We start from the raw sequence: 21,092 nt of genomic DNA on the forward strand, positions 1-21,092 counted from the left end.
TCGTCATACGGCCTGACCCCGGATGCCCTGGATCGCGATGTCCAGCAGCCGATCCGCCTGCTCGCCGTCGTCGTGATGCTCGGTGGCCAGCGAGATGGCGTTGATGAGCGCGAGCAGGTCCTCGGCGCGAATCCCGGGCCGGACGGCGCCTGCCTGTTGTGCTCGTCGCAGCAGGCCGCGCACCGCATTGGTGATCATCGCCTGGCAGCCTTCGTTCTGCTCCAGCAGGTCGGCGTCCCGGCCGTCCTGCAGCAGTGAGGCGGCCAGGCCGCGACTGGCGCTCGCGTAGGCGTTGAGGTCGCCCAGCCAGGCCAGGAGCGCGGGGCCCGGCTCGTTCTCCGCGGCGCGTCGGGCCGCCATGGCGCACAGGTCCTCGACGCGGTCGTGGAAGACGGCTTCGAGCAGGGTCCGGCGGGAGGGGAAGAGGCGATGCAGCGTCGCCGATCCCGTCCCGGCTTGGCGAGCGATCTCCTTCAGAGCGGCGCCGGCGCCGTCACGCGCGAAGACGTCCCGGGCCGCGCTGACGATGCGGTCGTAGTTGCGCTGGGCGTCCGCACGCAGGGGCCGTCGCTGTGCGGCGTGGGGCATGGCCTCCTCCAGGTTTTGACAAGTGGGCTGGCGCTCCGGTTAGAGTAGCCGAGTCATAAGTGGGCTGCGAGCCCACTTATGTTCCGACCGACTGGGAGAGATCATGCGCGCCGTCCAATACACCCGTTTCGGCCCTCCCGAGGTGCTGGACGTCCACGATGTGCCCACGCCCCGGCCTGGGCCGGGAGAGGTGCTCGTCGAGGTCCGCGCCGCGAGCGTGGACGCCGGAGAGGCCGCCTTCCGCGCCGGCAGAATGCGCGCCGTCGCCCGCGCCCGATTCCCCCGCGGCCTGGGAGTCGACTTCACCGGCCGCGTCGCCGCCGTGGGTTCCGGGGTGCACGCCTGGCGGGAGGGAGAGGAGGTGTGGGGGCTGATGCCGCACCTCGTCTTCGGCGCCATCGCCGACTACGTCGCCGTCCCCGAACAGCGGCTCGCCCGCGCGCCCAAGAACCTGAGCCTGCTGGAGGCCGCCGCCCTGCCCTCGTCGGGTACCACCGCACTGACCGCCCTGACCGACAAGGCCGGCCTCACCAGCGGCGAACGGCTCCTGGTCCGCGGCGCCGCGGGCGGCGTCGGCAGCATCGCCGTACAACTGGGCAAGGCGCTCGGCGCCCACGTCACGGCGCTCGCCGGCGCCCGCAACCTCGACTGGGTCACCGAACTCGGCGCCGACGCGGCCCTGGACTACCGCACCACCCGGCCGCAGGACCTCGGACAGTACGACGTGATCCTCGACCTCGTGGGCACCGACCTCGGGGCCTACCAGGCCCGGCTCACCCGGCGCGGCCGCATGGTCGCGCTCGCCTTCGACCACGACCGCATCCTGACCTCCCTGGTCACCACTGGGCTGCGGGCCGCACTCTCGCCCCGGCGCATGAAGATCTTCAGCAACAACCCCTCGCCCGAGCGGATGGCCGAGCTCACCGCCTCCGCCGAGGCGGGCAACATCCGTCCGGTGATCGACACCGTCTACCCGATGGACGAGGTCGCAGAGGCGCACCGACGACTCGAAGCCGGCGGCGTCCGCGGAAAGCTCATCATCGACCTGCAGCGCTGACCCCTGCGCGAACCCCGCAGGACAAGCAGTTCGGTACCGAAGCCCGGACGCGAGCCCCACGACCGGGCCCTGCGCGACCTCGTCGGTGAGTCGTCCACGCTCAGCACCGAGTTCCGCACCCAGTGAGCTGTCCACGACGGCAGCAAGCGGCTGTGGCATCCGCAGGTCGGTGACCTGGAACTGGCCTGCCCAGGTCCAACCGGACGGTGTACGGTCGCACCAGCTACGTCGTCAGCCGTTCCTTCCCCTGGACGACCAGTTCGACACGATCGATGATGGCCGGATCTGGCCGTCGCGCGCGGCCCGCCGCAGCAGAGGGACGGTGGGCACCAGGCAGATCAGCAGGGCGAGCAGGCTGGCCTCGGGTCCGAACGCGCCGCCGGTCAGCGCGGACGGGCCGGACAGCGTGACGTTCAGCAGGCCATCGGGCGGCATGGCCGACCCGGAGATCGTGACGCCGAAGATCCCGGTCTGGGTGAAGTTCCAGGCGAAGTGCAGGCCGATCGGCAGCCACAGGGACCGAGTGGCGACGTACGCGGCGGTCATCAGGAACCCGCCCGTCAAGGCGATCGAGAGCGCACCCCACAATGTGGCGTTGGGGTTGACCAGGTGCAGCGCGCCGAACAGCAGCGTGGATACGACCAGCGCGCTCACCGTGCCGATGCGTTCCTCCATGATGCGGAACAGAACCCCGCGGAACAGCAGTTCCTCGGCGACCGCGACGCCCGACATCATGCCGGCGGCGCCGATGAGCCCGCCGACGGAACCCCAGGACACCTCCTGCCAGCCCCCGAACATCGCGATCAGCGCCATCAATCCGGCGAACAGGCCGAACCCGAGCAGCGTCCCGCGCCACAGCTGCGCCCGGCTGCCCGGCTTCTGCAGTTCGGGGATGTCGGAGCGGAGTTCGACGGTTCGGCAGAGCCATCGGTAGCAGGCCACGGCGGCGACGGCCAGGCCGATCCCCACCGGCAGGGCGAGGATCGGGATGGGCGAGACGACCTGGTTGATCCCGGCGATCGCGGTCATCACCCCGAACATGGCGACCAGCAGGACGGGAAGGCGGAACCGGCGCAACCGGCGCCGGCCCGCCGAAGGGGCGGCCTGCGGGAGGGGGTCTGCCGGGTGATCCGTGGACGCCATGATCACGTTCCTCTCGATCGAGTCGCCGCGGCGATTTCCGCGACCTCAGCGAGACTAGGAAGCGGCGCGGGGCATGCCATCCCACCGGAACGGACATTCGCTGTAGCTCTCACGGGGGATGGCAGCACGGCGGAACCAGCCTGCGCCGTAAACTTGCCCGGTGTTCGCGAACGTCGTCCGTTCTGTCCGCTCCTGGCGAGACTTCTGGCGAACTCGCTCCGCCTTCGCCAAAGACAGCGTGCTCGCGGCGTCGCTCACACTGCTGGGATTCGTACCGACACTGTCGGCCATCGCGGCGCGGATCGGCGATCTCGCCGAGCGGCCGTCCGACGCGTCGGCCCTGGTGCTGACCGTGGCGCAGTCCGCACCACTGGCCGTACGCAGCCGATGGCCGGCGGTCTGCCTGGCGGTCACCGGCACCGCCTTCGCACTGCACCAGGCGCTGTCCTACCCGCCGACCTTCGCCAGCATCGGGCTCTATCTGGCGGTGTACGCGGCCGGAGCCCATCAGGTGCGGTTCCGTCACGGCCTCGCCGCGGCGTCGACCGCCGGCTATGCCGTGCTGGCGGTGGTGCTGCACAGCCTGGGATCGCCCAGCCGGGTTCAGGATTTCGTGGCGTTCTACCTGACCTTGGCGGTGGTCTGGACGGCCGGCGGGGTGATGCGCCGATGGCGGGCGGAGGAGGCCGAGCGCCGACGGCTCAGCGCGGACGTGGCCAGGGCCGCGGAGCGGGCACGCATCGCCCGCGAACTGCACGACGTGGTCACGCATCACGTGACCGCCATGGTCGTCCAGGCGGACGCGGCACAGTTGACGACCGGCACGACGGCGGGGTTAGCCGCGATCAGCGACAGCGGACGGCGGGCGCTGACGGAACTGCGCCACCTGCTCGGCGTACTGGAAGCCACCGGCGAGCCGGGCACCGCGAACGACGCCAGAGGTGAGTGGGACAGCGCGAACGACGCCAGAGGTGAGTCGGGCAGCGCGACCATAGCCACAGGCGGGTCGGGCAGCACGGCCATGGCCGCCGGCGGGCCGGGCGGCGCGGACCGCGCGCCGACGCTGGCCGGAATCGCCGGCCTGGTGGAGAACGCCCGCCTGTCCGGCCAGCCCGCCGAGCTGGCCGAGCACGGCGAGCGGCGGCCACACGCCGGGGACGTCGAGCTGGCCGCCTACCGGGTGGTGCAGGAAGCGCTCACCAACGCGATGAAGCACGCGCCAGGCCGCCGCACCACGGTCACGCTGCACCACCATCCCGATCACCTCGCCATCGAAGTGACCAACGACGGACCCGCCGCACCCGACGGACCTGCCGTGGCCGCCGTACCTGCCATGCCCGCTGTGCCGTCGGGCGGGCGCGGGCTGGACGGGCTGCGCCGGAGGGTGCGTCTGCTCGACGGCGAACTGGTCACCGGGCAGCGGCCCGACGGCGGGTTCGGCGTACGTGCCCGCATCCCCGCCAGGAGTGAGACATGACCGACACCCCGATCAAGGTTCTCGTCTGCGAGGACCAGGAGCTGGTGCGAGCCGGCTACACCGCCATTTTCTCCGCCCAGCCCGACATCGACGTGGTCGGCGAGGCCGCGGACGGCCGGGCAGCGATCGAGGCGGCGCGACGGCTGAGCCCGGACGTCATCGTGATGGACATCCGGATGCCCATCCTGAACGGCATCGAGGCCACCCGGCAACTGGCCGGCCCCGGCAACGCCGTTCCGGCGAAGGTGCTGGTCGTCACCACGTTCAACGTCGACGAGTACGTGTACGAAGCGCTCAAGGCTGGGGCCAGCGGCTTCCTGCTCAAGGACACGCCGCCGGCGGAGCTGATCAAGGGCGTGCGCACCATCGCACGTGGCGAGTCGCTGCTGGCTCCCGCCGTCACCCGCTCGCTCATCGGCCACTTCGCCGACCGCCTCCGTCCCGCCGACACCTCCAGACCGGCCAGGGAGGAGGTCGTACGGGCGCTGACCCCGCGCGAGCTGGAGGTGCTCGAACAGGTCGCCGCCGGACTGTCGAACGCGGAGATCGCCGCGAAACTGTTCATCACTTCCGAGACCGTGAAGACGTACGTGTCACGCATCCTGGCGAAACTGCACTTGCGTGACCGCGTACAGGCGGTTGTACTCGCCTACCGGGTGGGACTTGTCTCGAACACGTACTGAACGGTGCGGAAGGGCGACAAGAGAGCCTTGAAGAGGGCGGTCCACGACTCTTTGCAGCCCTAGGTTGGACGTCTTGGAAAGTCCTCCGTGATCAGCGGTTGACGTGTTGGATGTCGTCGCTGATTTTCAGAGGATGCGCAGGCGGTGGCACCACTGCGGCAGAGCGATCGCCTGCTCGATATAAGGGCTTCGGATGGCAGGTCGGGCACTTCGCCGAGAAGGCGACGGCCGCCGGGGGCCTGAGTGGGGTGAATCCCAAGGGCAACGGTGCGCAGAATCCGGTCCTGGCGCGAAGGGGCAATACCCGCAACGCCTCTGCCCAGGGCCAGATTCGCAGGGATGTCGTGATCGCGGCCGGTGGGCGAGTTGCCAAGCCCGCCAACGCGGGCCCGGCTTCGACTGCTTCCGCTCCGCAGCGCCCCGACGAGGGTGCAGAGGCGCCATCGGGAACGCGGAAGTGATGCTCGTAGATGGCGTCCGGTCCGATTATCGAGTCGGCGTGTTGCAGAAGACTTCCTTGACGAGCTCGTCCAGCAGTTTCTGGAAGTCCTTGACGGGGCCGCGGGTGGCGGAGTCGATCCAGGTCACTGAGCCGGTCAGGGTGGTTTTGCCGTCGGGGGTGCTGTACATGAGGGCGCCGTAGCCGTGGGGTGGGCTGCCGTTGTGCTGATAGACGGTGCCGCAGCCGGGGCCGAGGTCTTGTGCGAACACTCCGAGCCCGTAGTTGAGCTTCCCGGACGGTTCGCGCATCTCCGCCAGCAGCGCGGGTGGCAGGAGTTTGCCGCTGTTCAGTGCGGTGAAGAAGGTGGTCAGGTCGTGGGTGGTGGAGATCAGGTCGCCGGCGCCGGCGAGCAGGGACAGGTTCTGCCGGGAGATGTCGTAGGTCTTGCCTTGGTAGCTGTAGTAGGCGTGCGCGTAGGGGCCGGGGAGTTGTGTGCGGTTGCCTGCCTGCCGGGTGGCCGTCATGCCGAGCGGTCGCAGGATCCGCAGTTCCAACTGCTCGGCGTACGACCGGCCGGTGAGTTTTTCGATCAGGAGCAGGGCGAGGGTGTAGTTGGTGTTGGAGTAGTTCTGGTCGGTGCCGGGTTCGAACCTGGCCGGCTTGGACAGCGCCAGGCGCACCAGCTCTTCCGGCTGGTAGGTGTGGAAGCGGTTGTTCAGCCAGGCGTCACCGGTGGCGGGGATGCCGGGGGCGACGGTGCCGTCGTCGTAGTATTCGCCGGTGTAGTTGAACAGGCCGCTGGTGTGCTGGAGCAGCATTCTCACGGTGATGCGCGGGTCCAGGCCGAGGTCGGGCAGGTGGCCGGCGACCGGGTCGTCCAGTGCGATCTTGCCGTCGGCGACGAGCTGGAGGACGAGGGTGGCGGTGAAGGGTTTGATGACGCTGCCGGTCCAGAACCGGCCGTTCGTCGATGGTTTGGCGGGGTGGCCGAGTTTGCTCACTCCGGCGCTGTCGGCCCACTCGCCCCGCTGGTCGTTCACGCGTAGTTGCACTCCGGTGAAGCCGGCGTCGATGAAGGCTTGCATGGCCTGACGCAGTTCGGGCCGGTCCGGCGCGGTGGCGGTGGCGGGGGTCGCCGCCCCGGTGAGCAGGGCGGCGGTGAGCGTGGCGGCGCTGAGGATCTTGGTGGTTTTCATGGGTGCTCGTTCCGGTGTTCTGGGGGTCAGGCGGCGTCGATGGCTTCGGTGATCTTGCGTGCCATCTCGGTGGCGGTGGGGTTGGGGTTGCCGTGGCCGGCGGCTTCGATGGCGACGAGGATGGTGCGGCGGAAGTTGTCGGCCTCGTCCGGGGCCTGCTGCTTGAGCAGGGCGGCGGAGGCGGTCAGCGCGGGGAGGACGTGGTCGGCCAGCTCGGCGACGGTCTTGCCCCAGTTCACGCCCTTGGGTGCCTTGGCCAGGACGTGTCCGATCAGGCCGGTGGCCGAGGTGAGCGCGATGGAGGCTTCGGTGGCGGCCTTGTGGGCCGAGTTCCCGGCGCTGGCGGCGGAGATCAGGGAGACGGCGCCCCATGCGGCGGTGCGGAGGGTGAGCTTGTCCTGGTCGGTGAGGTTGATGGTCATGATGGTGAACTCCCGTTTCGGATTGGTTTGTCGTGCTGTCGAGGTCAAAGGTCGCGGATCATGCTGATACGGGCCGGTCACCGTACTGACGCGAGTTCTGACACGGCCTCAGGGCGCGACGGCGAGCTGACCGCGCGACCGCGCAGGAGGAACAGCGCCAGTACGGCGGCGCCGAGCACCCCGGCGGCGGCCCCGAGGAACGCGGTGGACATGGCCGCGTCGTAGGCGTGACGTGCGGCGTCGGCCAGCGACGGGTCGGCCACGGCGGCGGCGACGGAGCGGCGAGCCGCCTCCGGCGCGGTGGCCGGCATCGCCGAGGAGAAACTGCTGGTGGCCAGGCTGCCCAGGATGGCGACGCCGAGCGCGGCGCCGGCCTGCTGGATGGTGTCGTTCAGGGCCGAACCGACCCCGGCCTGCTCGGTCGGGACCGCGCCCATCAGCGCGGCGATCGCCGTCGGCCCGGCCAGGCCGCTGCCCGCGCCCAGCACCACCTGGGCGACGGCCAGGCCCACGAAGCTGTCGGGAGTCGAGAGACCGAGCACGGCGAACCCGCCGGCCATCACCAGCATGCCGAGCACGGCGGTGGTGCGGTTGCCGAGCTTGCCCCCGAGGGCCGCGCCGAGGCCGTTGAAGGCCACCGAGGCGATGACCATCGGGATGAAGGCCAGTCCGGCCTGGGCGGGCGTGTAACCGAGGACGAACTGCATGTACTGCGTCAGCACCAGCAGCATGCCGCCGCTGCCGATCTGGACCAGCGTGAGCGACAGGCTGCCGCCCGAGAAGTCACGGTCGCGGAAGAGCTTGAGCGGGACCATCGGGTGCTCGGTACGCAGTTCCCAGCCGATGAAGGCGGCCAGGGCGACGACAGCGACGATCAGCGGGATCCAGGCGATGCCGTGCGCGAGTTCATTGATCGTCCAGACCAGGGCGGACATGCCGATCACGGACAGGACGGCGCCGACCGGGTCGGGCTTGGCGGCGGAGCCCTTGGATTCGGGCATGAGGGTCAGAGCGGCCACGATGGCCAGCAGCGCGACGGGGACGTTGATCCAGAAGACCGCCTCCCAGCCGAGCGAGGCGATCAGCGCGCCACCGGCGACCGGCCCGCCGATCAGGCCGAGGACGGCGAAGGCGGCCCCGGCGGCCATGGCCTTGCGGCGTTCGGCCTCGTCGGGGAAGACGACCATCAGGATCGACAGGGTGTTGGGCATGATCATCGCGCCGCCGACGCCCATCGCGACACGGGCCGCGATCAGCTGCCCGGGATCGGCGGCGAAGGTGGCGGCCAGCGACGCGGCCCCGAAGAGCACCAGGCCGATGACCATGAGCTTGCGCCGGCCGTACCGGTCGGACAGGGATCCGGCGGTCAGCAGCAGGCCGGCGAAGACCAGCATGTAGGACTCCAGGATCCACTGGATGTCCTGCGAGGTGGCGCCGAGATCGCCCGCCAGGGCGGGCACGGCGACGGTGAGCGCCATGTTGTCGATGACCAGGACCAGCGTGCTCAGGCAGAGCACGATCAGGATCAGCCAGCGACGGGGATGTGGTTGCATACGTTCGGCTTTCTCTGCGTGACGGGGAGTGATCGAATGTGACCCGGCGACGTCCCATGGAGGGGGAATCAGGCGTCAGGTCGGCCACGGTGGGCCTCGGCTCTCCCCGGGTGGCGGCCAGGACGGCGCGGCGGAAGACGCCGGTCTCGCCGGGGCCTGCTTCTCGAACAGCCTCATGAAGGCGTTCACGGCAGGCGGCACCCGGTCGGCGAATTCGGCCACGGTGCGGGCGTCCCGGTGGTCAAGCGTGATGGACATGACGGTGTTCTCCTTGAGATCAGTCATGAAAGGTCATGCGCGCAGGCGGTGACGATCGCCGTAATGGCGCTTCAGCCAGGCGGCCTTCCGTCAGGTGGCGAACGCTTTCGCCGCTTCCGCGCCCTTCGCCTGGTTCTCGGCGATGTACGGACGCAGTTCGCGCTCGTACGCGGGAAACGCCGCCGTATGGTCGCCCGCCGTCTCCATCAGACGGGCCGCCAGCAGATGGGCACCGATCAGCGCCTGGGAGGCGCCCATGCCCGTCGTCGGCGCCGCGCAGTACGCGGCGTCCCCGACCAGGACGACGCGGCCGCATGACCAGCGGTCCATGATGATCTGGCAGGCGGAGGAGAAGGAGAAGTCGGGAGCCAGCCGCATCTCCTTCAGCAGCCGCGGCACCTCCCAGCCCACGCCGGCGAAGCGCTCGCGGACCAGGCGTTCCTGCGTGTCGCGGTCGAGCCTGTCGACGTCGGGGGAGTGGGTGGCGACCCACAGGCTCACGGTCATCCTGTTCGGGTTGCCGGCGCTGAACAGGTGGACGCACCTGCCCGGCGCGCGGTACAGCAGGCTCTCGCGGTCGAGTCCCAGCCGGTTGGCCGTGGTGAAGCCGACGCCCGACATGCCCAGGTGCCGCACGAAGTCGCGATGGGGACCGAAGACGTGGCGGCGCACGTTGGAGTAGACGCCGTCGGCTCCGATCACCAGGTCGAACCTGCGCCCGGCCGCCCTGGCGAAGGCGACGCCGACGCCGTCCTCGTCGTGGTAGATCGCGGTGATCGAGTCGTCGAAGACGTAGGAGACGTCGTCGGCGGTGCTGCTGTGCAGGATGCGCGTCACATCGGCCTTGAGCACCTCCAGGTCGCCGGCGACCGTCCTGACGGGCAGCTCACCGGCCGGCTTCCCGTCGGCGTCGATCAGCGCGATCGCGCCCATCTCCGTGGCGTGGTCACGCATCTGCGACAACAGGCCCATGCCGTCCAGGACGCCGATCGCGGCGCCGCGGAAGCCGGCCGCGTGGCCGGCGCCGCGCAGCGCGGCGGCGCTCTCCACCACGGTCACCGCGTAGCCCTGCCGATGGAGCCAGTACGCCAGCGACATGCCCGCGACACCCGCGCCCGAGATCAGCACCTCTCCGCTCATGTGCGCTCCTGTCCTGTACGTCATGAGACCTGGGGAAATACTGAATGAGGGCGTTGATACATTCGCCCATATGACCTCTATGCGTTTTTCACTCCTGGGCCCGGTGGAGGTCAGCACCGAAGAGCACACGCTGGGGGGAGCGCCTCGGCATCGCGCGATGCTCGCCTACCTGCTGCTGCACGCGGGACGCACGGTGAGCACGGACCAGCTGATCGAGGCGATGTGGGGCCCGACTCCACCGGACACGGCCAAGGCCCAGGTCCAGGCGTCGGTGATGGTGATACGCCGGATGTTGCGCGCGGCGCAGGCCGAGGACGTCGTGCGGACGCGTCCCGCCGGCTATGCCGCGGTGCCGGAGCCGGGGCAGGTGGACGTCCACGAGTTCAGGCGGCTGGCCGCGGGCGACAGCGAGGAGATCCGTCAGGCGCTGGGGCTCTGGCGCGGGCAGGCGCTGTCCGACGTGCAGGCCGACTACGTGCCCGCAACCAGGGCCCTGCTGGAGGAACAACGGCTGACGGCCGTCGAACGGCTGGCGGAGCTGGAACTCGCGGCCGGGCGGCATGCCGAACTGCTCGACGAGCTCGCCGCGGAGGTGGCCCGCCACCCGCTCAGAGAGCGGCTGCGCGGGCAGTACATGCTGGCGCTGCATCGATCGGGACGTCAGGCGGAGGCGCTGCGGGCCGCGCGCGACTACCGGGCGACCCTGGCCGAGCAGCAGGGGCTGGACCCCAGCCGGGAGTTCACGGCCGTCGAAGAGACGGTGCTGAGGGACGACCGTCCCGCGGTGGTGAGTTTCCTGCCGTACGACGTGCCCGACTTCGCCGGGCGGCGAGCCGAGCTCGACCGGCTCACCACGCTGCCCGACGGGGTCAGCGTGGTGACGATCGACGGCATGGCGGGCATCGGCAAGACCACGCTGGCCGTTCACGCGGCGCACCTGCTCGCCGAGCGTTTCCCCGACGGCGGGCTCTTCGTCGACCTGCAGGCCCACACCGCCGGACGTGATCCCGTCGATCCCGGCGAGGCGCTGGAGATCCTGCTGCGCCAGCTCGGCCTGCCCGCGGAGCGCATACCGCCGGGGACCTCGGAACGTGCCGCGCTGTGGCGTGGCGAGTTGTCGGGGTTGCGCGCCCTGGTCGTCATCGACAACGCCGCCGACGCCCAGCACGTCCGGCCGCTGCTGCCCGGCGGTTCCGGCAGCATGGCCGTGATCACGAGCAGGCGCAGGCTGATCGACTTGGACGGCGCCCACGCCTTGTCCGTCGACGTGCTCTCGGAGCGCGACGCGGTCGAGCTGTTCACCGGCGTCGTCGGGCCGCGAGCGCGGCAGGAGCCCGCCGCCGTCGCCGAGGTCCTGCGCCTGTGCGGGTTCCTGCCGCTGGCCGTGCGCATCGCCGCCGCGCGGTTGCGGCACCGTCTCCGCTGGACGGTGGACTACCTCGCCGCCCGGCTCCGCGACCAGAGCCGCCGCCTGGACGAACTGGCCACCGCGGAACGGGGGGTCGCGGCCGCCTTCGCGCTGTCGTACGAGCAGCTGAGTTCCGATCATCGCCGCATGTTCCGCCTGCTCGGCCTGCACCCCGGCCAGGACATCGACGCCTACGCGGCCGCCGCGCTCGCCGACCTGAGCGTCACGCGGGCCGAGTCGCTCCTGGAGGACCTGCTCGACGCGCACATGCTCCTCCAGCAGGAACCGGGCCGCTACACCTTCCATGACCTGCTGCGCGACCACGCCAGGTCAGCGGCCGGCCAGGAGGAGCAGGACGACGCCGGAAAGGCCGCCCTGACCCGGCTCTTCGCCTTCTACACCCACGTCACGGGCATGGCCGCCGACCTCAAGTACCCGGACCGGGCACTGCCGGTTCCGTACGAGCCGCCGCCGCGCCTGCCGACGCCGCCCCTGTCCGGCCGCGCCGAAGCCATGGCCTGGCTGGACGCGGAACTGCCCGTCCTGCTGGCCGTCGGTGCGTACGCGGCGGAACACGGCTGGCACACGCACGCCTTCTTCCTGTCCACGACCCTGTTCCCGTACCTGGAGGAACGCGGCCGCCGCGGCGCCGCTCTCACCCTCCATCTGCAAACCCTCGCGGCAGTACGGCGGGCGGGAGACCGGCGCGGCGAGGGCCGCACCCTCGCCGACCTGACCAGAACCCACCACGCCATGGGCAACGTGGACCAGGCCGTCCAGTACGCCTTCGAGGCCATCACCACCTGCCGGGCCGCCGGTGACCCGGAGGGCGAGGCGGTGGGACATCACTACCTGGGTCACTCGCTCGAACGCCAAGGCGACCTTCATGACGCCCAGGACCACTACCAACAGGCGCTGCACCTCTTCCAGGCGGCGGACAACCGCGTCGGCACGGGCGTCCTCCTGATAGACGTGGGCCGGATCTACGGCCACCTGGGCAAGCCCGACCTGGCCCGCGACCACCTGGAGCAGGCCCAGCGGATCCACCACGAGATCGGCAGCCCGGTGGGCCTGTGGAACACCCAGCTCTCCCTCGGTGACCTCCACCGTGACCAGGGCGAGCACGACGCCGCCCGCCACGCACTCGAGCGCGCCTACGCGATCAGCCGCGACCTCGGCCCGCACCTGCAGGCCGAGACGCTCAACGCTCTGGGCGCCGCCGCCCACGCCATGGGCGACCACGATCAAGCGCTCCTCGATCACGACGCCGCACTCGCCCTGGCCACGGAGGTCGACGATCCCCACGAAGCCGCCCACGGCCACCTCGGCCTGGCCAAGGCCCGTCACGCGCTCGGCCACACCGCCCTGGCCCGTACCCACGCCCAAGCAGCGCTCCTCCTGCTCGAAGAACTCGGCCACCCCGCCGCCGACACCGCCAGAGCCCTCCTGTGACGCCCCCGTCGTCACCGATGATCTGATCGGCCGTCGATGCGCCGGTGGCAAAGGTCATCACTTGTCCCGTCTCGGGAACACCTCGTAGCCGGGGGTGAGGACGCGCCCCGGGTCGTACGCCCGCTTGGCGGCGGCGAGCCGGTCCCACGCCGGACCGAAGTGAGCCTGCCAGTCGCGGGCGGACATCGGCAGGGCGCTGACCGGGTTGAGCGTGCCGCCCGCCGCGATGACCCGCTCGTACACGGCACGGTTGTCGGCCACCATGCCGGCCACCAAGCGAGCGGGGCCCGGTGCCGGGATTCGCATGAGGTTCATCGTGAACGCGACCGGCTCCGCGGGGAGCCGGAACATCGGGCTGCGCACGGCGTCCGTCCGCAGCGGCAGGATCGAGACGACGCCGTGATCGCCGAGGTCGCCGACGGTGAGCCCGGCGAGCGTCTCGGCCAGGACCGCACCCGCGCGGGACGCACCGACGAAGGTGAACAGCCAGGGGTGCGGGGAATCCCAGCGCCCGGCGTCGCGCAGCGTGTTCTCCAAGGCCGTGAACCGGTCGGTGTAGGCGCGGTAGTCGTGTGTGCCGATGGTCGCCTTCGCGCGGTCGTCGGCGAGTCCCGCGAGCATGGCGTCGTCGTCGGGCGCCACGTCGGAGAACAGCGCCGACCCGTCGACGAGGTAGGTCCAGCCGCCTTCCCGGCCGGGGACGGCGAAGCCATGGAGGTAGTCCCACCTGGCCTCGTCGAGGAGCCGGCGCTGGTCGGTGAGCATCGTGCCGAGGTCGGAGTAGACGAGCTGGTACCTGCGGACGGCCGCGGGTGCCGCCGTCAGCCGCAGGGTCGCCCGCGTGATGATGCCGACCTGGCCGAGTCCGGCGCGTACGGCGTCGAACAGGTCCTGGTGCTGGTCGGGTGAGCAGGTACGGGCGATTCCGTCGCCGGTGACGACCTCGAGTGCGAGCACCGAGTCGCTCAGGACGCCGTGCCGCCAACTGGTGCCGCCCACGCCGCCGACGGTGACGGTGCCGCCGATCGTCAGGTCCAGGTATTCGGGGAGGACCGGTGGGGTGCGGCCGTCGCGGAGCGCGGCTGTGAGGACGTCGCGCCAGGTCGCGCCCGCGTCGACGACGATCCGGTCCACGTCGACGTGGTGGATCGTGTTGTGTCCGGACAGGTCGATGACGGCGCCGCGACCGACCTGGGCGCGGCCGTACACCGAGTGCCGCGCGCCCTGGGCGGCGACCTGCTTGCCGGCGCCGGCCGCCCACCGTACGACGGCGGCGACGTCCGCGGCCGAGCCGGGGCGGAGCACCGCCTCGGGGACGGTGCGCACGACGTGGCCGAAGTCGGCCGCGGCCCGCTCGCGAGCGGCCGGGTCGCGCACGAGCTCGCCGTCGAGCGGCGGCTCGCCGAGGTCCTGCGGGTACCAGCGGAGTTCGACGGTGTTGCCGTCGGGGTCGCGGACGTAGACCGACCGGCCGTCGCCACGCGCGCCCGAGCGGACGACCGGGCCCTGGACCACGTCGAGCACCCCGGCGTCGATGATCGCCGGCCAGTCGAGCGGCGCCACGACCAGGCAGATGTGGTCCACGTTGGACTCACCGCGCGGACGCTCGACGAGGTCGATGATGGTGGCCGCGTTGATCCGGACCGAGGGGAAGGAGACCTGGCCGCGCCGCCACTCCTCGACCCGCTCCGCGTCGAGGCCCAGGACGTCGCGGTAGAACCGCAGCGAGCGGTCGACGTTCCCGACGTTCAGGACGATGTGGTCCAGTGCCGTCACGCGGATCGCCCGGCCGTGCGTGCTGGTGTTCACGTGTTCGCCTCTCTCAGGCGTGCGCGGCGTCGCGGTGCGAGCCGAAGGCGGTCAGCAGCGCGGTCACCGTCAACGCGACGCCGAACCACACCGCGCCCGTGGTCCCGAAGCCGTCCGCGAACAGTCCGCCCAGCAGCGCGCCGAGTGCGATCGAGATGTTGTAGCCCATGGTGTTGAGCGACATGGCGGCCTCGAAGGTGTCCGGGGCGGCGGCGAGCATCATGTTGACCTGGCAGAGGTTGGCGGCGCCGAAGGACACCCCCCACACCACCACGGCGACCGCCAGGCCCGCCGGGCTGCCGCCGATCGCCAGGAGCAGCAGCAGCGCGGCGACGAGACCGGTGCAGGCCACGACGAACGTCGCGCGCATGTTCCTGTTGACCGTGTGCCCGGCGACGAAGTTGCCGACCGCGCCGCCGACCCCGAAGACGATCAGCAGCCCGGTCACCCACGCCGCCGACAGCCCGGCACGCTGCTCCACGAAGGGGCGGATGAACGTGTACGCGCCGAAGTGCCCGAGCACGTACAGCGCGACAGTGATCATCACGACCCGCAGCCGTACGTTCCGGATCGGCAGCGTGAACACCTCACGCACCGGGATGGCGCTCTGGGACGGCAGCGACGGAAGCGTGAGCACGACGGCGAGGAGCGCCGCCAGGCTCAGACCGCTCCAGATGAGGAACGTGGTGCGCCAGTCGGTGAGGCTCTCGATGAACGTGCCCAGCGGCATGCCCACGACGGTGGCGATCGACATGCCGGAGAGCACCACCGCTGCGGCCTTGCCGGCCTTCTCGCCGGGGACGAGCCGCATCGCCATGGCGACGCCGATCGCCCAGAACACGCCGTGCGCGAATCCGGTGACGAGCCGGGCGCCCAGGACGATCGGGAAGTTCGGCGACACGGCCGTGACGAGGTTGCCGAGTGCCATGATCGCCAGCAGCGTGGCGAGGAGGGCACGGCGGTTCACCCTGCGGCTCCACGCGACCAGGAACGGCACCCCGACGCCCGCGGAGATGCCGTACAGCGTCACCATCATGCCCGCGAGGCTGACGGAGACGGACAGTCCCGCGCTGACCGGGGTGAGCAGTCCGACGGGCATCAGCTCGGTGGTGACGAAGACGAACAAGCTCGCGGTGATGGCCGCGACGCCCAGCCACGCCCGGAACTGCGAGCGCGGTTCAGTACTGACGGTGGTCATGCGTGTCCTTATGAAGGTTCCCGTACGAGCGGGGGAGAAGTGCGAGAGCAGGAGAAGCCGGGTTCGCGGTCACGGCCCCGGAGTGACGACGGTGGTGACGACCCCGTCCACGACTCGAGTCTCGCGGTGCGCCCATCAATGAGTCCAACGCAATGTTGTCACTCCAGCGATGCCGAACCATCATTGATCCATGGAGCTCCAGCAGATGCGTTACGTCCTCGCCGTCGCCGAGACGAACAGCTTCACCCGGGCGGCGGAGCAGTGCCTGGTCGTCCAGTCGGCGTTGAGTCGCCAGATCGCGAGCCTCGAACGGGAACTGGGCGCGCGGCTGTTCGATCGCACCAGCCGCCATGTGCGCATCACCCCGGCAGGGAGGGCTTTCGTGGCCGCGGCCCGTGAGAGCCTCAACGCCGCGGAGCGGGCGATCGCCGACGTCGCGGCGGCGACCGGCGAGGTGCGCGGCAGGCTCGCCCTCGGCCTCATCCCCACCGTGGCCGCCGTCGACATCCCGGACGCGCTGAGCCGGTTCCGCGACAGATATCCCCAGGTCCAGCTGAACATCCGCATCGGCGGCAGCGACGAGCTCACCGAGCAGGTCAGGCAGGGCAAGATCGAAGTCGCCTTCCTCGGGTTGCCCACCAGCGCGCGACCGGTGGGCGTCAACAGCCGCGAACTCGCCCGCGACCGGCTGGTCGCCGTCGTCGCCCCTGACCACCCGCTGGCGGGCGAGCCGGCCGTCGACCTCGCCCGGCTCTCCACCGAGACCTTCATCGACCTGCCGCCGCACTCGGCCGCGCGGGCGCAGTCGGACGAGGCGTTCGCCGCCGCGGGTCTGAGCCGTGAGGTCGCGTTCGAGGTCACCACCGCGGACTTCATGATGGCCCGGCTCGTACGGAAGGGGCTGGCGATCGCGCTGCTGCCCTCGGCCTACGTCCCCCAGCTGACCGGTCTGGCCACCATCGAGATCACCGACGCGCCCATGCGCGTCGAGTACCTCATCTGGAGCGGCGTCGGACGCACCCCGGCGGCGACCGCCTTCCTCGACCTGCTGGACCTGCCCGACCCGCGGACGGAGAGTCGCCGGAGACCGCTACCCCTTGGAACAGATCGTCCAGGGACTAGAGACGCTCGATGAGTCGTACGGTCACGGTGTCCCCGGCGCCCTTGCCGAGGGCACGGCGCAACGGGGCGGCGATGGGGAGCTTGTGGGTGCCGTCGCCGAGAGCCATGAACGAGCTGGTGAACGGATGGCCGTCGACCTCGCCGGTCACCTTGACGAGACCGCGGGTGCCGAAGTAGGTGGCCGAGTCGGCCATGACGACATAGGTCCATCCGGCCCTGGCCGGGCTCCGCACGAGCGTGGCGGTGAACTCGCGGTCGAGCGGTCCGGACTTCGGGTGGTCGGCGTTCATGATGGTTCCTTTCGGGTTGTCGTCGGGTTGTCAGTGCAGGACGCCGAGCACGGCTCCGATGAGCAGCAGTTTCAGCAGCCAGTCCCCGGCGTGCAGGACGGCGGTGACCACCGGCACGCGCTCCCACAGCACCGAGCCGGTGAGCAGGATGACCGGGAAGCCCAGCCACGCGACGAGAGCCAGCAGCATCGCCGAGGGCCAGCCCAGCAGGTTCGCCTGTGCCGCGATCCAGGCGAACACGCCGGCGACGAGGGCGGTGCGCAGCAACTCCACTGCTGCTTTCCACGGCACCGGACGTCCCCGGTCGAGCGCCGCATCACCCAGCCGGCGCCGCTCGAACGGCGTGGCCAGGGCGTAGTAGACGGAACTGACGATGAATGCCGCTATCGCGGACAGGGCGATTCCCAGAGCGAGCATCTTGGCACCCCTTTCAGTACTGATGGGTACTATATTTTTCGGGTTATAGTACTGTCAAGTACTAAGGAGGTCGGATGTCGGCAGAGGCACGAACGCGACCACGCGGGCGCCCAGGCGGCAGTGGCGGCGCGGACCTGCTGGCGATCGCCCGCGACGTGTTCCTCACCCGGGGATATCCCGGGGCGACGATGGATCAGGTGGCAGCCCAGGCCCGGATCTCGAAACAGACGCTCTATCGCGAGTACCCTTCGAAGGAGCGGCTGTACGCGGCGGTGGTCCGTGACTGGGTCGACCGCGGCTACGACGCCATGCGACCACACACCGAAGCGCTGGCGGAGTCCACGGACATCCGGGCCGGCCTGCTGCGGCTCGCGCACGTACTGCACGCGGGCGTGCTGAGCGAGCCGGTGCTGCGCATGCGATCGCTGGTCGCCACGGAGTCCGCACGGTTCCCGGACGTCGCCGCCGACTATGTCGTACGCAGCTGGACCCGGAACACTCGACTACTCGCCGACGCGCTCGCCGCCCTGGCGACGCGGGGGCTGATCAAAGCCGACGACGCGCTCGTGGCGGCGCAACAGTTCACCTGGCTGGTTCTCGGCGACCCGCTCAACCGCCTCACGCTCGCGGCGCACTCCGAACCGCCGGAGGACGGCGAGCTCGCGCGGCAGCGCGAGGAAGCGGTCACCACGTTCCTCAGCCGCTACGGTCCGCCGGACTCGCACCGAGAATGACGACGGCGCCTCGCGCCCGGAAGGTCGTCGTAGCATGCCATGCCATGAGCAGACGATCAGCGACCGCGGCCGTCCTCGCCCTGGTCATCTCCGCCGCGCTCGTCCCCTCTCCCGCCCTGGCGGCCCCGAAGACCTACCTGATCAGGAACGACGACCGCTGCCTGACCTACGCGGCGGACCGCACCCCGGCCGAACTGGGCTTCCGCGCCCAGGCGAACCACTGCCCGTCCACGAAGTTCGACGGTTATCTGTGGAAGCGCACGGCCCGCTCCCAGCTCGCCATCACCTACCGCGGTCGCACGTACTGCCTGGGGGCGCCCAAGGGCACCGCGGTGCAGGTGGGGCCGTGCAGCGGCGACAAGCGTCAGCAATTCACCTTCCCGGTGGTCAAGGAGGGCGGGTGGGACACGGTCGTCCAGATCAGGTGGAAGCACCTGCGCAACCTGTGCCTGCACCACAATGTGCGGCGTCCGTGGGAGGTCTTCGCGGTGACGTGCGGCCGTTCCGGCAGTGACCAGCACTGGGTCATGGTGCGCCGATGACGCCCGCCTGACCCGGCGGTGGTTGGTCCACCGCCTCGCCGGGTGAGGTGAGGCGTGGAGGGGGCCGGTGTCAGATGAGTGTGTCGGTGGCGGCCTGGACGAAGGCCCTGATGCGTGTGGTGACGGTGCTGGTGCGCCAGATCGGGCCCCACTCCAGCGTCGGCCCGTCGTGGATGGGGACGTACACGACGTCGGGCCGCGCGTAGTAACGCGCGCTCAGCGACCCGCACGGGAAGATGCCCTGGCCCGCGCCGACCAGCGTGAGCACCTCCTGGAAGGTGGCGGCCACCGGTCCGGCGGGAACCGTCCTGCCGCCGGGCGTCACATGCAGGTGACGGGCGGCGCGCATGTACTCCGGGATGGACGCGGGAACCTGGACGACCTTGTCGCGCGCCAGATCCTCGACCGACACCGAGTCGCGCCGGGCGAACGGATGCCGTGCCGACACCGCGAGCGCCGCCGGTTCGGAGATCAGGGCGGGTCCTTGGGTGAACTCCTCCTCCAGCACGGGGAAGCAGGTCAGCATCACGTCGACCTGCCCGTCGCGCAAAGGGTCGAGGACAGCCCCGATCTGCACCTCCTGCACGTCGACCGCGCAGTCCGGATGGCGTTCGCGAAACAGCTCGGCCGCCTTGAGCGCCAGCTGCCCGGTGGCGGCGGTCAGGAAGCCGACGCTCAGGGAGCCGGTGACGCCGCGAGCCGCCTCGACCACCGTGGTGAAGGTGGACCTGATCTGGGCGTAGGCCGGGGCGAGCCCGTCACGTAGCTGCGCGCCGATCGGCGTCAGCCGTACCTGCCGAGTGGTCCGCTCGAACAGGGGAACGCCGACGCGGCGCTCCAGCTTCTGGATGGTCTGGCTGACGTGGGCGCGGGAGACGAGGAGCCGGTCGGCGGTGCGGCCGAAATGCAGTTCCTGGGCGAGCGTCAGGAACGTCTCGATCTCGCTCCGCTCCAGGACCACCGCGCCTCCCGATTGTTCACTCCGACTGATCAATTATTCCTAAATGGACGGTTTTTCGCGAATGGGCGAAACGCGAGAGTTCAGGGGCACACGCAACACCCTTCACTCATCAGGAGTACGAGACACATGACTCTCACCGCCCGCGTCGCCGTCATCACGGGAGCCTCCAGCGGTATCGGAGCGGCGACTGCCCGGCTGCTCGCGGCCAGGGGCACGAAGGTGGCCCTCGTGGCCCGCCGCCGCGACCGGCTCGACGACCTCGCCCAGGAGATCAAGACGACCGGCGGCGACGCCCTGGCCGTCGCCGCCGACACCACCGACAGTGCGTCGCTGGCCGAGGCGGCCGGGCGGATCCACGCCACGTTCGGTGCCGTCGACCTCGTGGTGAACAACGCCGGCGTCATGCTGCCCTCCGCCGTTCATGCGCGCAAGACCGCCGACTGGCAGCGCGAGGTCGACGTGAACGTGCGCGGCGTGCTCAACGTCATCGACGCCTTCCTGCCCGACCTGCTGGCCGCCGCGGCGCACGGACGCCCCGCGGACCTGGTCAACATGTCCTCGATGGTGTCGCACGTCGTCTTTCCGTACATGGCCGTCTACAACGCCACGAAGGCGGCGGTCAGCCACCTGTCCAGGACCATGCGCGCCGAACTCGGACCCCAGGGTGTGCGGGTGAGCATCGTCGAGCCCGCCATGACGAGCACCGAGCTGCAGGGCCACGTCACCGACGAGGGCGTCAACGCCTGGGTCGCCCAGGCCCGCGAGTCGTTCGAGTGGCTCTCGCCCGACGACGTGGCCGAGGTGGTCGCCTTCACGGCCTTGCGCCCCGCCCACGTCACCCTCTCCCAGACCGTCGTCTACCCCACCCGGCAGGCCTGACGTGATCGAACTCGGCACGCGCTCGCGCGCGGCGTCAACTGGATCGACACCGCCGCCGTCTACGGGTACGGCCACGCCGAAAACCCCAGCTTCACCACGGGGCTGGCCGAACGGCTCGCCGTCGTGGACGCGCTGCGGCCGATCGCCCGCCGCGATCCTCCCCGGCGAACGCCCGGCCCGGCCGGTGCCGACGGGCTGAGGCCCGAAGCGGGCACTGACCTTCCTCCGTCAGCGGAAGGTCCGGCTGACGACGGGCAACGCGCTGTCCACGCCCGCCGTCCGGGGTGACGTGGATCAGCCAGGTGATGCCGCACCAAGGCC

General features: G+C 70.5%; 20 protein-coding genes. 8 read left to right on the forward strand and 12 right to left on the reverse strand.

Annotated elements, in window-relative coordinates; all coding sequences use genetic code 11:
- Positions 1–3: 3 nt before the first annotated feature.
- Entirely contained in the window at positions 4–588 is a 585-nt protein-coding gene (locus HII36_RS03375; protein WP_173521533.1) for a TetR/AcrR family transcriptional regulator, read from the reverse strand.
- Between the two features lie 103 nt (positions 589–691).
- Between HII36_RS03375 and HII36_RS03380 the strand changes: the two genes are divergently transcribed.
- On the forward strand, positions 692–1,645 hold the full coding sequence (locus HII36_RS03380) for an NAD(P)-dependent alcohol dehydrogenase (protein ID WP_173521534.1): 954 nt from the start codon (positions 692–694) through the stop codon (positions 1,643–1,645).
- 231 nt (positions 1,646–1,876) lie between these two features.
- Here HII36_RS03380 and HII36_RS03385 read toward each other — a convergent pair whose 3' ends face one another.
- On the reverse strand, positions 1,877–2,788 hold the full coding sequence (locus HII36_RS03385; protein WP_173521535.1) for a CPBP family intramembrane glutamic endopeptidase: 912 nt from the start codon (positions 2,786–2,788) through the stop codon (positions 1,877–1,879).
- A gap of 160 nt (positions 2,789–2,948) precedes the next feature.
- Here HII36_RS03385 and HII36_RS58525 point away from each other — a divergent pair, with 160 nt between their 5' ends.
- Both HII36_RS58525 and HII36_RS03395 read left to right on the forward strand, forming a co-directional pair.
- Positions 2,949–4,265 carry a sensor histidine kinase gene (locus HII36_RS58525; RefSeq protein WP_217369114.1) on the forward strand — a complete coding sequence of 439 codons (1,317 nt, stop codon included), beginning with the start codon at positions 2,949–2,951 and terminating at the stop codon, positions 4,263–4,265.
- Positions 4,262–4,948 (forward strand): response regulator, encoded by a 687-nt coding sequence (locus HII36_RS03395; RefSeq protein ID WP_173521536.1) that lies wholly within the window; start codon positions 4,262–4,264, stop codon positions 4,946–4,948. Before HII36_RS58525 ends, HII36_RS03395 begins: the two co-directional genes overlap by 4 nt.
- A 486-nt stretch (positions 4,949–5,434) precedes the next feature.
- Here the strand turns inward: HII36_RS03395 and HII36_RS03400 are convergent, their stop codons facing one another.
- From HII36_RS03400 to HII36_RS03420, 5 genes are all read right to left on the reverse strand, one after another.
- A complete protein-coding gene (locus HII36_RS03400; protein ID WP_173521537.1) occupies positions 5,435–6,586 on the reverse strand; it encodes a serine hydrolase domain-containing protein in 1,152 nt (383 codons plus the stop codon).
- A gap of 26 nt (positions 6,587–6,612) precedes the next feature.
- Complete coding sequence (locus tag HII36_RS03405) at positions 6,613–7,008, reverse strand: hypothetical protein (RefSeq protein ID WP_173521538.1); 396 nt, start codon at positions 7,006–7,008, stop codon at positions 6,613–6,615.
- A 77-nt stretch (positions 7,009–7,085) separates the two neighbouring features.
- Entirely contained in the window at positions 7,086–8,561 is a 1,476-nt protein-coding gene (locus HII36_RS03410; protein WP_173521539.1) for an MFS transporter, read from the reverse strand.
- 75 nt (positions 8,562–8,636) lie between these two features.
- Entirely contained in the window at positions 8,637–8,819 is a 183-nt protein-coding gene (locus HII36_RS03415; protein ID WP_173521540.1) for a hypothetical protein, read from the reverse strand.
- A gap of 90 nt (positions 8,820–8,909) precedes the next feature.
- The gene (locus HII36_RS03420; RefSeq protein ID WP_173521541.1) at positions 8,910–9,959 is read right to left on the reverse strand and encodes an FAD-dependent monooxygenase; all 1,050 of its coding nucleotides are present in this window, start codon (positions 9,957–9,959) and stop codon (positions 8,910–8,912) included.
- 79 nt (positions 9,960–10,038) lie between these two features.
- On the opposite strand from HII36_RS03420, the gene HII36_RS03425 reads away from it, so the two are divergent.
- Positions 10,039–12,819: an AfsR/SARP family transcriptional regulator gene (locus HII36_RS03425; RefSeq protein ID WP_173521542.1), complete on the forward strand. Its 2,781-nt coding sequence runs from the start codon at positions 10,039–10,041 to the stop codon at positions 12,817–12,819.
- 57 nt (positions 12,820–12,876) lie between these two features.
- Here the strand turns inward: HII36_RS03425 and HII36_RS03430 are convergent, their stop codons facing one another.
- Positions 12,877–14,628, reverse strand: a complete 1,752-nt coding sequence (locus HII36_RS03430) for an FAD-binding protein (protein WP_217369115.1) — start codon at positions 14,626–14,628, stop codon at positions 12,877–12,879.
- A 13-nt stretch (positions 14,629–14,641) separates the two neighbouring features.
- Positions 14,642–15,826, reverse strand: coding sequence for an MFS transporter (locus HII36_RS03435; protein WP_173521543.1), 1,185 nt, complete (start codon positions 15,824–15,826; stop codon positions 14,642–14,644).
- 190 nt (positions 15,827–16,016) lie between these two features.
- Here HII36_RS03435 and HII36_RS03440 point away from each other — a divergent pair, with 190 nt between their 5' ends.
- On the forward strand, positions 16,017–16,961 hold the full coding sequence (locus HII36_RS03440) for a LysR family transcriptional regulator (protein WP_217369116.1): 945 nt from the start codon (positions 16,017–16,019) through the stop codon (positions 16,959–16,961).
- On the opposite strand, the gene HII36_RS03445 is transcribed toward HII36_RS03440, so the two are convergent.
- Positions 16,945–17,238, reverse strand: a complete 294-nt coding sequence (locus HII36_RS03445) for a DUF1905 domain-containing protein (RefSeq protein ID WP_173521544.1) — start codon at positions 17,236–17,238, stop codon at positions 16,945–16,947. The genes HII36_RS03440 and HII36_RS03445 overlap by 17 nt on opposite strands.
- Before the next feature lie 30 nt (positions 17,239–17,268).
- Positions 17,269–17,655 (reverse strand): DUF1761 domain-containing protein, encoded by a 387-nt coding sequence (locus HII36_RS03450; protein WP_173521545.1) that lies wholly within the window; start codon positions 17,653–17,655, stop codon positions 17,269–17,271.
- Positions 17,656–17,729: 74 nt separating this feature from the next.
- Here HII36_RS03450 and HII36_RS03455 point away from each other — a divergent pair, with 74 nt between their 5' ends.
- Together HII36_RS03455 and HII36_RS03460 are read left to right on the forward strand one after the other, a co-directional pair.
- On the forward strand, positions 17,730–18,389 hold the full coding sequence (locus tag HII36_RS03455; protein ID WP_173521546.1) for a TetR/AcrR family transcriptional regulator: 660 nt from the start codon (positions 17,730–17,732) through the stop codon (positions 18,387–18,389).
- A gap of 44 nt (positions 18,390–18,433) precedes the next feature.
- Positions 18,434–18,931, forward strand: a complete 498-nt coding sequence (locus HII36_RS03460; protein WP_173521547.1) for a ricin-type beta-trefoil lectin domain protein — start codon at positions 18,434–18,436, stop codon at positions 18,929–18,931.
- A 70-nt stretch (positions 18,932–19,001) separates the two neighbouring features.
- On the opposite strand, the gene HII36_RS03465 is transcribed toward HII36_RS03460, so the two are convergent.
- A complete protein-coding gene (locus tag HII36_RS03465) occupies positions 19,002–19,892 on the reverse strand; it encodes a LysR family transcriptional regulator (RefSeq protein WP_328807571.1) in 891 nt (296 codons plus the stop codon).
- 126 nt (positions 19,893–20,018) lie between these two features.
- Between HII36_RS03465 and HII36_RS03470 the strand changes: the two genes are divergently transcribed.
- Positions 20,019–20,771, forward strand: a complete 753-nt coding sequence (locus HII36_RS03470; protein WP_173521548.1) for an SDR family oxidoreductase — start codon at positions 20,019–20,021, stop codon at positions 20,769–20,771.
- The last annotated feature ends 321 nt before the right edge of the window (positions 20,772–21,092 follow it).

The organism is Nonomuraea antri (genome assembly GCF_013283785.1).
Lineage (GTDB): Bacteria > Actinomycetota > Actinomycetes > Streptosporangiales > Streptosporangiaceae > Nonomuraea > Nonomuraea antri.

Excerpts from the sequence above, each read along its gene's own strand:
- HII36_RS03375 (WP_173521533.1), bottom strand. The coding sequence starts at position 588 with ATGCCCCACGCCGCACAGCGACGGCCCCTGCGTGCGGACGCCCAGCGC.
- HII36_RS03380 (WP_173521534.1), top strand. The coding sequence starts at position 692 with ATGCGCGCCGTCCAATACACCCGTTTCGGCCCTCCCGAGGTGCTGGAC.
- HII36_RS03385 (WP_173521535.1), bottom strand. The coding sequence starts at position 2,788 with ATGGCGTCCACGGATCACCCGGCAGACCCCCTCCCGCAGGCCGCCCCT.
- HII36_RS03395 (WP_173521536.1), top strand. The coding sequence starts at position 4,262 with ATGACCGACACCCCGATCAAGGTTCTCGTCTGCGAGGACCAGGAGCTG.
- HII36_RS03400 (WP_173521537.1), bottom strand. The coding sequence starts at position 6,586 with ATGAAAACCACCAAGATCCTCAGCGCCGCCACGCTCACCGCCGCCCTG.
- HII36_RS03405 (WP_173521538.1), bottom strand. The coding sequence starts at position 7,008 with ATGACCATCAACCTCACCGACCAGGACAAGCTCACCCTCCGCACCGCC.
- HII36_RS03410 (WP_173521539.1), bottom strand. The coding sequence starts at position 8,561 with ATGCAACCACATCCCCGTCGCTGGCTGATCCTGATCGTGCTCTGCCTG.
- HII36_RS03415 (WP_173521540.1), bottom strand. The coding sequence starts at position 8,819 with ATGTCCATCACGCTTGACCACCGGGACGCCCGCACCGTGGCCGAATTC.
- HII36_RS03420 (WP_173521541.1), bottom strand. The coding sequence starts at position 9,959 with ATGAGCGGAGAGGTGCTGATCTCGGGCGCGGGTGTCGCGGGCATGTCG.
- HII36_RS03425 (WP_173521542.1), top strand. The coding sequence starts at position 10,039 with ATGCGTTTTTCACTCCTGGGCCCGGTGGAGGTCAGCACCGAAGAGCAC.
- HII36_RS03435 (WP_173521543.1), bottom strand. The coding sequence starts at position 15,826 with ATGACCACCGTCAGTACTGAACCGCGCTCGCAGTTCCGGGCGTGGCTG.
- HII36_RS03440 (WP_217369116.1), top strand. The coding sequence starts at position 16,017 with ATGGAGCTCCAGCAGATGCGTTACGTCCTCGCCGTCGCCGAGACGAAC.
- HII36_RS03445 (WP_173521544.1), bottom strand. The coding sequence starts at position 17,238 with ATGAACGCCGACCACCCGAAGTCCGGACCGCTCGACCGCGAGTTCACC.
- HII36_RS03450 (WP_173521545.1), bottom strand. The coding sequence starts at position 17,655 with ATGCTCGCTCTGGGAATCGCCCTGTCCGCGATAGCGGCATTCATCGTC.
- HII36_RS03455 (WP_173521546.1), top strand. The coding sequence starts at position 17,730 with ATGTCGGCAGAGGCACGAACGCGACCACGCGGGCGCCCAGGCGGCAGT.
- HII36_RS03460 (WP_173521547.1), top strand. The coding sequence starts at position 18,434 with ATGAGCAGACGATCAGCGACCGCGGCCGTCCTCGCCCTGGTCATCTCC.
- HII36_RS03470 (WP_173521548.1), top strand. The coding sequence starts at position 20,019 with ATGACTCTCACCGCCCGCGTCGCCGTCATCACGGGAGCCTCCAGCGGT.